This is a genomic window from Streptomyces sp. NPDC087845, assembly GCF_044742755.1.
Taxonomy (GTDB): domain Bacteria; phylum Actinomycetota; class Actinomycetes; order Streptomycetales; family Streptomycetaceae; genus Streptomyces.
Map to the genome: position 1 here is coordinate 144797 of NZ_JBIUVC010000010.1, position 15712 is coordinate 160508.

The 15712-nt window shown below is 68.2% G+C and carries 6 protein-coding genes and 1 pseudogene; 4 read left to right on the forward strand and 3 right to left on the reverse strand.

Annotation, left to right across the window (positions count from 1 at the left end; genetic code table 11):
- The first annotated feature begins 153 nt into the window (after positions 1 to 153).
- The 4 genes from ACIOMQ_RS25470 to ACIOMQ_RS25485 all read left to right on the forward strand — a co-directional run bounded on the left by ACIOMQ_RS25470 (position 154) and on the right by ACIOMQ_RS25485 (position 12802).
- Entirely contained in the window at positions 154 to 1701 is a 1548-nt protein-coding gene (locus ACIOMQ_RS25470) for an FG-GAP repeat protein (protein ID WP_401943430.1), read from the forward strand.
- Between the two features lie 113 nt (positions 1702 to 1814).
- Entirely contained in the window at positions 1815 to 5387 is a 3573-nt protein-coding gene (locus ACIOMQ_RS25475; protein ID WP_401987075.1) for a LamG-like jellyroll fold domain-containing protein, read from the forward strand.
- A 96-nt stretch (positions 5388 to 5483) separates the two neighbouring features.
- A complete protein-coding gene (locus ACIOMQ_RS25480) occupies positions 5484 to 12335 on the forward strand; it encodes an RHS repeat-associated core domain-containing protein (RefSeq protein ID WP_402190464.1) in 6852 nt (2283 codons plus the stop codon).
- Positions 12336 to 12346: 11 nt separating this feature from the next.
- Entirely contained in the window at positions 12347 to 12802 is a 456-nt protein-coding gene (locus ACIOMQ_RS25485; RefSeq protein WP_402190467.1) for a DUF4240 domain-containing protein, read from the forward strand.
- Between the two features lie 166 nt (positions 12803 to 12968).
- Here ACIOMQ_RS25485 and ACIOMQ_RS25490 read toward each other — a convergent pair.
- The 3 genes and pseudogenes from ACIOMQ_RS25490 to ACIOMQ_RS25500 form a co-directional block, all read right to left on the reverse strand.
- A pseudogene (locus ACIOMQ_RS25490) lies at positions 12969 to 14224 on the reverse strand (tyrosine-type recombinase/integrase).
- On the reverse strand, positions 14221 to 14406 hold the full coding sequence (locus ACIOMQ_RS25495; RefSeq protein ID WP_125543060.1) for a helix-turn-helix domain-containing protein: 186 nt from the start codon (positions 14404 to 14406) through the stop codon (positions 14221 to 14223). The pseudogene ACIOMQ_RS25490 and the gene ACIOMQ_RS25495 overlap by 4 nt, the downstream one beginning before the upstream one ends.
- Positions 14399 to 15661: a replication initiator gene (locus tag ACIOMQ_RS25500; RefSeq protein WP_402190657.1), complete on the reverse strand. Its 1263-nt coding sequence runs from the start codon at positions 15659 to 15661 to the stop codon at positions 14399 to 14401. Before ACIOMQ_RS25500 ends, ACIOMQ_RS25495 begins: the two co-directional genes overlap by 8 nt.
- Positions 15662 to 15712: the final 51 nt, after the last annotated feature.

Sequence of the window (15712 nt, forward strand, 5' to 3'; positions counted from 1 at the left end):
CCACTTAACAGCATGTAACGGACATGTTCTTGACAGGTTCAGGAGGCCGTTATTGCATTCGCTTTGCTGTGCGCTGCCAAATGTCTGCGAATCGGGGGGATGGGCGGTGTGCGGTTTTCTCTCAAGGGGTGGGATGTGAATAGAAAATCCGGCATGTCCGGAATCATGGCCGCAATCGGCCTGTTCGTCGCGACCGCGGGTGCGACGGCCGTGGGGGCCGTACCCGCCTCCGCGGCGGCCTCCTGCGCGGGCGCGAGCACGGACTTCAACGGTGACGGCGTTGTCGACAACGTGGTCACGGACCCGCAGGCGACCGTGAACGGAGTCCCGCAGGCCGGTCTGGTCCGGGTGCTCTACGGCGGAGGCAAGGGCGTCAGCGAGATTTCGCAGGCGACCCCCGGGATGGGCGTCGCCCCGGAGCGGGGAGACCAGTTCGGGACGGCGGTCGCCTGGACGGACTTCAACGGCGACGGGTGTACCGACCTCGTCGTCGGGACCCCGTACGAGGACACCGGCGGCTCCGGGGCGGACGTCAAGGACACCGGCTGCCTGCACATCATCTACGGCTCGCCCACCGGGATCGGCGCGGGCTCGGCCATCGAGGGCTACACCCAGTCGGCGTTCACCCCGGGGGCCAACAACGAGGCGGGCGACCGCTTCGGCTACGCACTCCAGGCGGGTACGACCGACACGGGCCAGCCGTATCTCGTCGTCGGCGTTCCGGGCGAGGGGGTGATCGTGAACGGCGTGAATCAGGCCGATGCCGGTGTCATCGTCTACCAGCAGGGCACCAAGCGGACCACGGTCACCCAGGACAGCCCGGGTGTGCCCGGCGTGGTCGAGGCCGGCGATCAGTTCGGGGCCTCGCTCACCGGCACCAATCGCTATTTCGCCGTCGGGGCACCGGGCGAGACCATCGGCGCCGACGCGGTGGGAGCGGGAGGCGTGGCCGTCTTCAACCACACACTCACCGACGGGATACCGACCGCGATCGCCGGTATGGACCAGGCGGGCGAAGGCGAGGCCCTCACGGGCATCGCCGAGACCGGTGACAGGTTCGGCGCCGCGCTGTCGATGACCGGCTACCGTCCGGCAGGCCAGACCTACAACTCCGATGCCCTCCTCGCCATCGGCACGCCGGGCGAGGACATAGGCAACGTGCCCGACGCGGGCGGCGTCGCCGTGGTGCGGATCGAACCCTCCGGCCGGGTCACCGAGATCAAGGCATTCGATGCCGGGACCGCGAACGTCGAAGGCGATCCCGGAGCAGGCGACTTCTTCGGGCAGCGCGTGGCCATCACGAACACGGACACCGGCGTCGTCACCGGCACCGCCACCGTCCGGCTGGCCGTGGGCATCCCCGGCCGGGACGTCGACGGGGTGAAGGACGCCGGGGCGATCCAGGTGTTCAAGCCGCTGGACAGCGACATCGGAGCCGCCGACAGGATCATCAAGCGCGGCTCGGACGTCCTGCCGGGCAAACCGAACACCCGTGACTTCACCGGGATCTCACTGCGCTCCGGCGCCGTGACCCTCTACGTCGGTATCCCGTACAGCAAGGACCCCGCCACTTCCCAGGGCGTCCTCCACACGATGCCGTGGACCGACATCGACGGCACCACGACCGGGGGGACCAAGACCTTCCAGCCCGGTAGCGGAGGGCTCTCGGACATCGGTACCTCCTTCGCGGCAGTCGGGTGACCGGCGTGGAAACCCAGGAGCTGACCAGCGATGAGAGCGACAGAGAGCAGACCGCGATCGTGAACAGACGTGCTACACACGGGCGTCGGCGCAGCCGCGGCCCCCTTGTGGCGGTGACACTGACGGCCCTGCTGGCCACGGGGCTGGGATTCCCGGCCCTGTCCGGCGAGCTTCCGGAGGCTGCCGCGGCACCCGCCGGGGGCAGCACGGCCGCCGGGACCGAGGCGGCGCAGGAGGCTGCCGCGCAGACCGATGCCCCGGTCGAGGTACTGAGCCTGCGCGACGAGCGCAGCACCACGGTGGCCAACCCGGACGGCACCTTCACCACCACCACGGCCGTCCAGCCCGTACGGACCCGCAAGGACGGACGGTGGGTGGACATCGACACCACTCTCGTCCGGCAGCCGGACGGTTCGTACGCGCCGAAGGCGGCCGTATCGGCGATGTCCTTCTCCGGGGGTGGTGCCACGACGTTCGCCACGATCGAGAAGGACGGGCGCGCCCTCTCCCTGGACTGGCCCGACACGCTGCCCGCGCCCGCGGTCGACGGACCGACCGCGACCTACCCGGACGTCCTGCCCGGGGTCGACCTGAAGGTGACCGCGAACGCGGAGGGCTTCTCGCACCTGATCGTCGTCAAGGACGCCGAGGCGGCCGGCAATCCGAAGCTGGCCGAACTGCAACTGCCGGTGGACACGACGGCGGTCGATCTCAAGAAGTCCGACGACGGCGGTCTCACCGCGACCGACGCGGCCGGCGGCACCGTCTTCGAGGCTCCCGCACCGCTGATGTGGGACAGCAGGCAGGGCGTGGGGGAGGCCGGGACGGGTCCCGCTCCCGCACCGTCCGAGCCGGCCGGTGAGGAGGTCGCCGTGACGCCCCCGGACGGCACCCGCGTCGCCGATGTCGACGTGCGGGTCGGCCGCGACACGATGACGCTGACTCCGGACAGCTCACTGCTCACGGGCGACGACACGGTGTATCCGGTCTACATCGACCCGGTGGTCAAGACCGCCAGCCGCACCGGCTGGACGATGGTGTCGTCGTACTACTCGTCGGCCGAGTTCTGGAAGTTCGACGATCACGAGGGCGTCGGGAAGTGCCCTGCCGACGTGTCGTACCAGTGCGCCAGTTCCAACGACAAGAAGCGCCAGTTCTTCGCCATCCCGACCGCGTCCTTCGAGGGCAAGGACATCATCAAGGCCGAGTTCGCCGTGACGATGGTCCACACGTACAGCACCACCGCCAAGGCCGTGCAGCTGGGACGGGTCAACTCCACCGGCGCGAGCGCGATCAACTCCGCCACCAACTGGGGCAATCAGCCCTCGCTGAAGGAGACCATCACCAGTAAGTCCCCCACCAACCCGGCCGGGTCGTGCACGTCGACCAACCAGAACGTCCGGTTCGACGTGAAGGGCACCGTCCAGAAGGCCGCCGACAGCGGCTGGGACACCACGACGTTCCGGTTGCGTGCGGACAACGAGGACGACTACTCGTACTGGAAGCGGTTCTGCGGAAACGCGCACCTCGAAGTGACGTACAACCGCCCGCCGCCGGCGCCCGCCATGAGCGACCTCAGCATGTCGCCCGGCGGCTCGTGCCAGTACGGGCACGCGGATGAGCACTATGTCTCCGAGGCTCCGGTCCTCAGCGCCGTCATCAAGGACTACGACCACAACGACGTGGCCGGGAAGTCCGAAAGCCTGAAGGCCCGGTTCCACGTCTTCTGGACCAAGAACGGCGTGCAGGTCGACCATTACGCCACCACCGGAGCCCGCACGACGACCGGTACGGGCCAGACGGGCTCGGCATCGTTCAAGTACACGGCCGGCTCGGACCTCAGCACGGACTCGGACGCCGGGTTCACCATCCCTTCCAACGTCACGATCGGCTGGGAGGTGCAGGGAACGGACGGGACCGCCTGGGGCCCGTGGAGCAGCGCGGGCGATGCCACCCGCTGCGAGTTCATCTACGACGCCACCACGCCCGCCGCGCCCGTGATCAGCTCCGTCCAGTACCCGGACGACGGCGCCTGGCACGCGGGCGTCGGTGACTACGGAACCTTCACCTTCGACTCGCCGTCCACCGATGTGGCCCACTACCAGTACCGGTTCAAGGGCAGCAGCGGCTGGTCCACGGTCGCCACGGCGACACCGGGCGGACCCGCGACGGTGAAGTTCATGCCGACCTCCGAAGGCGACTGGTCCGTGGAGGCCAAGGCCGTCGACGGGGCCGGAAACGCCCAGAAGACACCCATGGGGTACGTGTTCCTCGTCTCCGACGGACGGGCCCCCGTCGGCGGCTGGACCCTCGGTGACGTCAAGGGATCCGGTTCCGCGGCCGGTACGGGCACTTCGCCCAGCGCCGCACCGGGTACGGGAGTCGCCTTCGGCGCCAAGCCCGGACCGCTCGGCGCGGCCGACACGTACGCGGCCCTGGACGGCACCGAGAACGCCTATCTGGACGCGGGGCGGCACATGGTGGACACCGACACCGGGTTCTCGGTCAGCGCCTGGGTCAATCTCCCCGAGGAGCCGAAGCAGGACCAGACCGTGGTCAGCCAGGACGGCACGGGCCTGCCCGGCTTCGACCTGGGTTACGACGCCGACAGCCGCAGCTGGGTGTTCCGCGCCCCGTACAACGACCTGGAGTCCATCGGAGACTGGCAGGTCACCGGCGGCAAGGTGGTTCCCGGTGCCTGGACGCACCTCATCGGCTCCTACGACGGCGTCACCGGAGTGATGAGGCTGTACGTGGACGGCACGGCGGTCACCGCCACCGCGAAGCGGCAGGCCCCGTGGAACGCGGCCGGAACCCTGCAGATCGGCCGCAGACTCGCTCTGGAGGGATACACCGCCCACCTCAAGGGCGGGGTCGCCGATGTCCAGGTCTACGACCGGGTCGTGACCGGCCCCGAGAGCGCCGACCTGGGCGGCATCGTGGCGCAGCAGCTCGCGTACTGGGACGTCGACACCGCACCCGACGGAGTGGCGCCGGAGGCGGGCGGCGGAACCGGGCTCACGCTCGGTGGCGGCGCGTCCATCTACGTACCGGCACCGGGCTGCGACCCGGAGGCAGACCCGGAGTGCGTCGAGACGGCGCCCGAGGAGCCCATGTGGGGCGACGGCCATCTGCTGCTGAACGGCACCGACGCCTACGCCGCACGGGCGGCCGGACTGCTCTCGAAGCGGGACAGCTTCACCCTGACCGGACGGGCCCGGCTCTCCTCGGTGTCTCCCACCAAGGACCAGACGGTCATGGCACTGTCCGGCGCCCAGGGCAGCGCGGTCACCGTGGGCTACTCGGCCGCCGACAGCCGCTGGACCCTCACGGTCACCGACGCGGACTCGGCCACGGCCGTGACCACGACCGCGAAGGCGACGGGCTTCCTGCCCAGCACGGGTGTCAAGGGAGACCACCTCGCCCTCGTCTACTCGGCGGTCTTCGGCGACGTGGTGCTCTACGTCAACGGCGTCGAGAGCGCCAGGGTGCCCTGGGACAACAGCTGGGACTTCACCACCACCGCGTTCCAGGTCGGCCGCAAGCTCACCGGCAGCACCTCCGGAACGTTCCTCTCCGGTGCCGTCGACGAACTGCGCCTGTTCCAGGGCGCACTGGACGCAAGCCTCGTGAACATCGTCAGCGGTCTCGCGGACGACACGAGTGTCGAGGCGACCGTGTCCTGATCCGACCACCGCGGCCGGGGGTGGGACATCCGTGTCCCGCCCCCGGCCGCCTGCTCTGCCGCACAGTCCTGACCGACATCCCCTGACGGAGCTTTCATGCGCTCATCACCCTATGGAAGATCACGCTTCCCCATACCGGCACGCACGGTGCGCAACTGCGTACTCGCCGTAGCCGTCGCCCTTTCTGTCAGCATGCTGCCGCAGTACGCGCCGCAGGCCGCCGCGCGTGACGGAGTGACCCGGCCCGGCACCCAGACCAACCTCGACGACCCGGTCTCCGGCAAGAACGGCACGGCCCGCAAGTACACCGGGACCGACGAGGCCGCCCGCGCCGAGGTCACCGAAGCCGCCGTCGCGCACTGGCCCGAGGCAGCCTCCGACGAGGTCGAGGTCGGCGCCAAGGGTTCCAAGGGGGTGCAGGCCGACGGCCTCCCCCTGAAGGTCGCGGCGACCGGTACCACCAGCCCGGACACCGTCCGGCTCGCGGTCCTGGACCGGAAGAAGGCCGAGGCGGCGGGTGTCGACGGGCCGCTGATGACGGTGTCGCGTGCCGATGGCGCGGCGAAGAGCGGGCCGGTCCAGGTCTCGCTCGACTACCGGGACTTCGCGGGCGCGTACGGCGGCGGCTACGGCTCACGACTGCACCTGGTGACCTATCCGGAGTGTGTGCTCACCACGCCGGAACGCCCGGAGTGCTCTGCGGCAACCCCGTTGCCCACCACCAATGACACGGCCCGCGCCACGCTGACCGCGAAGGTCCCGGCCGCACCGGCCGCGACGACGGACGCGGCAGCCTCGAAGGACGCGACGGCCTCGAAGGGCGCGGCAGCGTCGAAGGACACAGCAGCCTCGAAGGCCGCGGTGGGCACGGCCTCCCCGGCCACCGTACTGGCCGCCACCGCCGGATCCGGCGGCGACCAGGGCAACTTCGGCGCCACCTCGCTCAAGCCCTCGTCGCAGTGGAGCGTCTCCAACTCCTCCGGTGTCTTCAACTGGTCCTATCCGATCAGCGCCCCACCGGTGCCCGGCGGTCAGTCTCCGGGGGTCTCCCTCACCTACAGTTCCCAGGCGGTGGACGGACAGACCGCCGCCACGAACAACCAGGGTTCCTGGGTCGGTGAGGGCTTCGGCTACGAACCCGGTTTCATCGAGCGCCGCTACAAGCCGTGTGCCGACGACGGCCACGCCGACACCAACGGCGACCAGTGCTGGGGCTACGACAACGCCACCATCTCCCTGGCCGGAGGCACCTCGGGCGAGCTGATCAAGGACGACACCACCGGCGAGTGGCACGTCAGCTCCGACGACTTCTCCAAGGTCGAGAAGCTCACCGGCACCACCAACGGCGACAACGACGGTGAGCACTGGAAGGTCACCTCGGCGGACGGGACCCAGTACTTCTTCGGTCTCAACCAACTGCCCGGCTTCACGTCCGGCAAGGAGACCACCGACTCCGCCTGGACCGTTCCCGTCTACGGCGACGACAGCGGCGAGCCCTGCTACAAGTCCACCCTCGCGGACGCCTACTGCGACCAGGCGTGGCGCTGGAACCTCGACTACGTCGTGGACCCGCACGGCAACACCATGTCGTACTTCTACGGCACGGAGGTGAACTACTACACGCAGGGGCTGAAGACCGGGGAGAACGGCAAGCCGTACATCCGCGGCGGCTACCTGAAGCGCATCGACTACGGTCAGCGCGAGGGCAAGGCCTATTCCACCCAGGCCGCCGCGCGCGTGGTGTTCACCACCGCGGAGCGCTGCGTGGGCGACCTCACCGACTGCTCGGCCGCGGCGCTGAAGGACGCCACGGCCGCCGACTGGCCGGACGTGCCATGGGACCGCAACTGCAAGGTCGACACCAAATGCCCGGGGCAGAACTCGCCCACCTTCTGGACCCGCAAGAAGCTCACCCAGATCACCACGCAGATCCGCAACGGTGACACCACGTACGAGGACGTCGACACCTGGAAGCTGGGGCACAAGTTCACCGACAACGGTGACGGCTCCAGGTCGCTCTGGCTCGACACCATCGACCACACGGGCCTGGTCGGCACCGACAAGTCCGTTCCCACGGTGCGTCTGCACGGCATCCAGCTCGCCAACCGCATCGACATTCCCAACGACAACATCCAGCCGTTCTACCGCTTCCGCCTGAGCGGGGTGGAGAGCGAGTCGGGCAGCGCCCTGACGGCCAACTACTCCAAGCCCGAGTGCACCCCCACCACCCTGCCCGCGCCGGGCAAGTCGACGGTGCGCTGCTACCCGGTCAAGTGGAACCCGCCGGGCGTCAAGGACCCCATCACCGACTGGTTCAACAAATACGTCGTCACCTCGGTGGCCGACCAGGACCTGGTCGGCGGCGCCCCCGACCAGGTGACCACGTACACGTACCTGGGGGACGCGGGCTGGCGCAAGGCCAAGCCCGACGGCCTGTCCAAGACCGAGTACCTGACGTGGAGCGACTGGCGCGGCTACGGCAAGGTCCAGGTCGAGACCTCGGACGGCAGCGTCAAGCCCTCCAACACCAAGACCGAGCACGTCTTCTTCCAGGGTCTGGACGGGGACACCGACCCCGACGGCGGCACCCGCTCGGTCAAGGTGACCGACTCCAACGGGACCGCGTACGACGACTCCGACTGGAAGTCCGGCACCGAACTGGAGACCACGACCTACAACGGCAGCAAGGTCGTCTCCAAGTCGGTCAACACCCCCTGGACCCAGGTCACCGGAACCCGCGTCAAGGACTGGTCCACCTCCACCTCCCGCTTCGTCAGGGCCGGGCGCTCCGACACCTACGAGGCACTGGAGGCGGGAGGCTGGCGGCAGACCTCCTCCACCACGTCGTACGACGACAAGGGCCGCGCCGTCCAGGTCGCTGACGTCGGAGAGGTGAACGTCGCCGACAACCAGTGCACCCGCACCGAGTACGCGGACAACCCCGGCAAGCACCTGTACAGCTACGTCTCGCGGGTCGAGACCGTCGCGGTGGACTGCGGCGCCACACCGGACCGCTCCAAGCAGGTCATCTCCGACGACCTGACCTTCTACGACAGCACGACCACGCTCGGTGCCGCCCCGACCAAGGGCGAACCGACCCTGGTGAAGCGGCTGGCCTCGCACAACGGCAAGACCGCCACGTACCAGGAGGTCTCCACCTCCACCTACGACGCCTACGGCCGCCCGCTCGTCGTGACCGACGCGGCGAAGACGGCCACGACGGCCACCTACAAGGACAACGCCTACGGGCTGGCCCTGTCCAAGACCGAGACGAACGTCTTCGGCTGGGCCTCGACCACCGAGTACGCCCCCCAGTGGGGCACGGTCTCGGCGCAGACCGACATGAACGGCAAGCGCACGGACCTGGCGTACGACGGGCTCGGCCGCCTCGTCTCGGTGTGGATGCCCGACCGGGCGAAAGCGGACTTCACTCCGTCGATCACCTACGAATACGGCATCCGGACCACGGGCGCGAACTACCTGCACACCCAGAAGATCAAGAAGGACGGCGCGTCCTACAGCCACGAGTACACCCTGTACGACGGGCTGCTGAGGCCGCGTCAGATCCAGTCCGAGGCCCAGGGCGGCGGACGCCTCCTCGCGGACACGTACTACGACGGCTCCGGCCGCGTGGTGAAGACCAACGACACCTACTACACCAAGGGCGCCCCGTCGGCCACGCTGTTCGTCCCGCGCAACGAGGACATCGACGCGCAGACGGTGACCGCCTTCGACGGCGCCGGCCGCACCTCGGCCACGATCCTGAACGTCGCGGGCGTGGAGAAGAACCGCACCGGCTACACCTACGGTGGTGACCGGGTCCACGTGGACCCGCCGAACGGCCAGACCCCGACCACGACGATCACGGACGCCCAGGACCGCACGGTCGAACTGCGCCAGTACAAGGGCGACAAGCCGCTCCCGGCGGGAACCCCGGCCGACTACGTCGCCACCCGGTACGGCTACGACCCGGCCGGTCACCTCGCCAAGGTCACCGACGACAAGGGCAACATCTGGTCGTACACGTACGACCAGCGCGGCCGCAAGCACCTCGCGACCGACCCCGACACCGGCACCACCACGTACGAGTACGACGACCTGGACCGCCTGCTGTCGACCACGGACTCGCGGTCGAACACCGTCACGTCGGTCTACGACAAGATCGGCCGCGTCACCGAGACCTGGCAGGGCGCGGCGGCCACCGGCACCAAGCTGTCCGTCTCGAAGTACGACACGGTGGCCAAGGGAGAGCTGTACGGCACGTACACCTACAAGAACGGTGCGGTGCTGTCGTCGGTGACCTATACGGCACTGTCCGACGACCTCGAACCGACCACGACCAAGTACTACCTGTCGAAGACGGCCGAGCCGGAACTGGGCGGTACGTACCAGGTCGACACCGAGTACAACCAGGACGGCACGGTCCGGACGCAGGCGCTCCCGGCCGCGGGCGGTCTGACCGCGGAGACCGTCTCGTACGAGTACGACGGCCTTCAGCGCCCGGTCGCGCTGGGGACCTCGCTGGGCGGGATGAGTTACGTATCCAACGTCTCGTACTCGCCGACGAACAAGCTGGAGCAGCTGGAGCTGACCACGGGCGGCGCGGCGGCCAAGAAGACGTGGCTGTCCTACGCCTACGAGCAGGGCACCTCGCGGCTCATCAACGCCAGGGTCTCCGTGGAGGGCGCCGCCTCGGTGTCCTACGACGCCCGGTACACCTACGACGCGGGCGGCAACGTCCAGTCCATCGCGGACACCCCGGGCAGCGGCACCTCCGACGTCCAGTGCTTCCGGTACGACGGTCTGCGGCAGATGACCGACGCGTGGACGTCGAACGTGGCCCCGAACAAGGCGGTGGGCACCGGTCCGGCCGACGCCGCCTGTGCTCCGGCGGCGTCCGCCACGACGGTCGGCGGGACGGCTCCGTACTGGTCCTCCTACGAGTTCGACACCCTGGGCAACCGGAAGTCGGAGACCACCCACGGCATCAACGGCTCCGCCACCTCCACCAAGTCGTACGCCTACGGGGAGAACGGCGAGGGCCCGCACCAGCTCACCACCGAAGTGGTGGACACCACCGCCACCTCGTCCACGCCCGCCGTCAAACTGACCAACACCTACACCTACGACGACACGGGCAACACCGACCATCGCGTACTCAACGGCGACACCCAGACGCTCGACTGGGACAAGCAGGGTGAACTGACCAAGGTCACCAACGCCGACGGCACCACCACGGAGTACGTCTACGACGCGGCCGGCAGCCGCCTGCTGAGCAAGACCGCGTCGGAGTCGACGTTCTACCTGCCGGGCATGGAACTGCACCTCAAGAAGGCCACCGGTGCGGTGACGGGAACCCGTTACTACAGCCTGGCCGGCCAGACCGTCGCGGTCCGGGACAACAACGGCGTGACCTTCCTGGCTTCCGACCACCACGGCACCGCGCAGTTCGCCGTGGACGCGGCCACCGGTGCCACCCAGCGGCGCCGGATGGATCCGTTCGGAGCGGAGCGCGAGCGCTCGTCGTCGGACTGGGTGGACGACAAGGGCTTCGTCGGCGGCACCGTGCAGGAGTCCACGGGGCTCACCACGCTCGGGGCGCGTGAGTACGACACCGGGACGGGACGGTTCATATCCGCCGACCCGATCATCGACTACGCCGACCCGCAGCAGATCAACGGCTACGCGTACGGCCTGAACAACCCGGTCACCTTCTCCGACCCGGACGGCCTGAAGCCCGACGACTGCATGATGGTCGGGATCAGCTGCAACCTGACCGGCAAGGGCTGGAACGTCCAGCCCACACAGCAGTACTACACGTACTACGGCGTCCAGGCTCCCAAGGAGACCAAGACGCAGTACAAGGCCCGCAAGGCCCAGGGCGACGCCGACGTGGCCAAGCAGCGCGCGATCGCCGTGGCCAAGGAACTCGCGAAGATCGCCGCAGACGAACTCGGCATCACCGACGCCCTCGACTGCTTCACCACCGGCGCCCTGGGTGCCTGCGGTGCCACTGTCGTCAATATCGTCTCCAGCGCGGTCGGCGGCATCATCGGCAAAATGGCCAAGAAATATGGCCTGCCGTGGCAGTGGAAGAAGGGCGGCGAACTCCTCAACCGCCTGTGGAATCTGGGCGACGAGCTGGTCAGCGGAATCAAGACCTGGTACAGCCAGTCGAAGCTGGCCCGAATGCTGGGTAAATGCAACAGCTTTGCACCGGGCACCCGCGTCCTGATGGCCGACGGAACATCAAAACCGATCGAGAAAGTCAGAATCGGTGACGAAGTCGTCGCCACGGACCCCGAGACAGGCGAGACCAAGCCCCGCAAGGTCACAGCCGAGATCAAGGGCCACGGCCTGAAGAACCTCGTCGAGGTCACCATCGACATCGACGGCCCCCAGGGCGACAGGACCGCCTCGGTCACCGCGACGGACGGCCACCCGTTCTGGGTTCCGGAACTGGGCGCCTGGGTCGGTGCCACCGACCTGGAGCCGGGCGAGCAGCTCCGTACGAGCACGGGTACGCAGGTAGAGATCGAAGCGGTGAAGCGCTGGACGGCTGCCTCGGCCACGGTCTTCAACCTGACCGTCGGAGTCGTGCATACGTACTATGTGCTGGCGGGCGAGACACCCGTACTCGTCCACAATTGCAACAAGAATCAGGGTATCTACGAGTATCCGGATCAGTGGAACCCTGGGAAGACGTACGTTGGTAAGACGCTGAATTTCAAGAACAGGCTCAAGGATCACCTTGACAGTGGGCGCTTGAAGAGCCTCGACGACGTCAAGTGCACGCACGTATGCGGCACGGAAGACGATGTTTTCATCGCTGAACACCTCCGCATGGAGGAGTTGAAGCGACAGGGGGTTCAGTTGGGCAACGACATCACTTCGCCCGGCAAAAAGAAGCTGCAACAAAGAGGGTTCCAGCAGTTGGATCTCTGGTGAGGGTGGAACGCATGACCGAGTTCTGGCGGATTATCGGATCGAATCCCGCGCAGTCCGGAGACGATGTACGGTCAGCTCTTGATCGCGTCTCTGGGCGGCTTGACGAGCTAGATGCGGCCGATTTGGTCAAGTTTTCCGAAAAGCTGCGCGAGGCTCTTTACGGGATCGACAGGCGGGAACTCGCAGAGATTCCGGTGGTGCTGGCGGGCGGTTTGGAGCTGCCGCAAACAAGCGACCACTTCCTGTATGCGCGTTGCGCATGCGTCTTGGCTGGCAGGGATGCGTATGATGCAACCTTGAGGACAAGCTCGGAGTTTTCGCGTTTCGTCAGCCCTTTCTCTCAGGCCGCAGAGGGGCTTCTCTATCTTGCTCCTGGCGTTTACGAGAAGAAAGTCGGCAGTGAAATGGGGATGGGTAGCGCTTTCCCTATTGAATCAATGTCAAATGTGCAGGGTTGGGCGGAATAGATCTACGGTGAACGGCGTGTTGCGCAAACGCATCAGCGGATTCCTGACATCCCGCCAGCGGTCCTCTGAGGGGCTTTGACGGCAACGCTGACGGCAACACAGCCGTACGCCGACGGCCCCACGAGTCTTCTCGTGGGGCCGTCGGCCGTTCTGGATGAGTGCAACGCTACTGGTCGGCAGCCTTGCTACTTGGGGCGGCATCCGTCCCGAGGGCGCTGCCCAAGGTGTCGATGGCTTGGCGTTGGAGGCGGAGGCGGACGTGGGCGTAGACGGTGGCGGTGACGCCGATGTGGGCGTGGCCGAGGAGTTCCTTGATGACGACGAGTTCGACGCCCTGTTCCAGGAGCAGGGTGGCGGTTGAGTGGCGTAGGTCGTGGAAGCGGATGCGGTGGAGTCCGGCCCGGTCGAGGAGTCGACCGAAGCGGCGGGTCATGTTGGCGGGGTCGAGTGGTCCGCCGGTCGGGGTGGTGAAGATGAGACCGCTGTCCTTCCAGCCCACGTTGGTTGCGTTGCGCTCCTCTTCCTGTCGTTCCCGGTGGCTCTTCAGCGAGTCGATGCACTCGGCGGGCAGGGCGATGCGGCGTTCGGAGGCGCGGGTTTTGGTGGGCAGGGTGGTCAGGCCGCGGGCGCGGGTGCGCTGGAGGGAACGGTGGATGTTGGCCGTACCGTTGTCGAGGTCGAGGTCCTCCCAGTGGAGGCCGAGGAGTTCGCCCTTGCGGAGGCCAGTGCGGAGGGCGAGTTCGTACAGAGCGTGTAGCCGGTCGACACTGGCTGCCTGGAGGAGCTGGCGAGCTTCGGTAGCGGTGAGGGGCTGGAAGCGTCTGGGCGGGGCGAGGCGGTCTTGACGTTCCGGGCGACGTTGCGCGGGAGTTCGTCCTCGCGGACGGCGTGTTCCAGGGCGGACTTGAGGACTGAGTGGACGTACGTCACGGTCAGCGGGGACAGCCGCTTGTCGCAGCACTCGTCGACGGCACAGCACTGGCGCTTGGCTGCATCCAGCTCCTGGGCGCAGCACTGGCATGTGGTGCGGAGCCGGTCGAGGAAGGTGCGCACGTCCTTGGCCGTGAGGCGGGCGACCTTCTTGGTGCCGAGTCCGGGGATGAGGTGGAGGCGGACGCAGGCGGCGTATCGGGTGTGGGTGTTCTCGCGGAGCCGGTGGATGGCGACGCTGCCGAGCCAGTAGGTGAGGTGGTCGCCGACGGTGCTGTCGGCGGTGGCGACGGGGAGGCCGCGGTTGCTGTCGGCGATCTTCTCGGCGATCTTGTCGGCGGCTTCCCTCCGCGTGCTGCCGTAGACGCGGACGCGTTTGCGGGTGCCGTTGGCGGCGAGGACGTAGCCGGCGGCTTCCCAGCGGCCGTCCTTGCGCTGGTAGATGGTGCCTTCGCCGTTGGCGCGGGCCTTCTTGCGCTTGGGGGCGGTCATCGGGCGGCCTCTTCCAGGTGGCGCTGGACGTAGTCAGCGAGGGCGTGGGCGGGGATGCGGCGGGCGCGGCCGATGGTCAGCGAGGCCAGGCGGCGGGTGCGCAGGAGGTCGTAGAGGGCGGAACGGCCGATCTTGAGGCGGGCCATCGCCTCGGGGACGGTGAGGAGTTCGTCGTCACGCACCGGCTGTCACTCCCTGTTCGCGTGTCGAGCCGCCGTAGATGAGTGCGGCGAGGCGTGCGAGGTCCGGGGTGAGGCCGGTGCCGTCGTAGGCCCAGTGGGCGAGGACGAGGGTGGTCGGTGAGGGCGGAGGGGTGTGGCGGCGGTGCCAGGCGGCGCGGGCGGCCCGGAGGACGCCGAGGGTGGTGGAGTAGGTGCGGGTCTTGGTGGAGAAGTGGCTGCGGAAGCCGAGCATGTGGGCCCACTTGCGCAGGTTCAGGTGCTTGAGGTCGTCGCGGGCGCCGAGGGCCCAGGCGGTGCGGATCATGCGGGCGGCGTGCTCGGGTACGGACTCGAACCAGAGTTCCGTGATCCTCTTGAGCCGGTGGTCGAGGGTTCCGGTGGCGGCTTCGGTGCCCTTGGTGGCGTACTTGGCGACGTATCCGGCGACCTTGCCCTCCGTGATCGTGGTCCCTGCCTGGAAGGCCGTGGACCGGATGATCCTGATGTCGATCTGCTTGCCGAAGGCGAAGGCGCGGGCGCGGCCGTTGATCTCCGGTCCGTCGACGTGGGCGCGCGTGGCCGCGATCCGGATGGCATCGGCGAGGAGTCCGGGCGTGGCCCAGACGGGTGGCGGGGTGTAGGGGCCTGCGGGGCCATCGAGGCGGATGACGGCGTGGAAGTGGATCAGTCCGCGCTGCTGGTACTCGGCGACCTTGGCGTACGAGACCCGGACGACCCTGGAGAGCAGGCGCTGCGGGACACCGGCTGCGGCGGCGATGGTGCGGCGCAGGTGAAGCATGAAGCGGGCCCACAGGGCGGGGGCGTGGGCGTTCCACAGCACGGCGCCGGTGTAGTCGTACCGCTCGGGGTCGAGCGGGGTGCCGAGGAGCGGGTCGCCCTTGGTGTGGGTGCGTCCGCAGCGGCAGCGAGCGGAGCCGTTGACGCGCCGCCCGTGTACGGATCCGTACGAGGGTGCGGTGAGGGTGGCGAAGACGCGGGGGTGGGTGGCGACCCGGTCGGGGATGTTCTTGCCGCCGCGCAGGCCGGCGGCGATGAGGTGGTAGGTGTCCTGTCGGTAGAGCTCGGCGCAGGAGGGGCAGCGGCTGGTGCGGCGGTTGCCGCAGCGGACCAGGAGATGCCCGGCGGGCAGTTCCTTGGACTTCAGTTCGCGCAGGATCTCGCCGGTGAAGGTGTCGATCTCGGTGCGCTGGCCGTCGAGCCGGATCGGCTGGGCGCAGCCGCCGAGCGAGGACAGCTGCCGTACCAGGCCGAGCAGGTTCCGGTACCCGGTGAACGCGGGCAGCGCGGCCGTGTCCGGTTCGGGCGG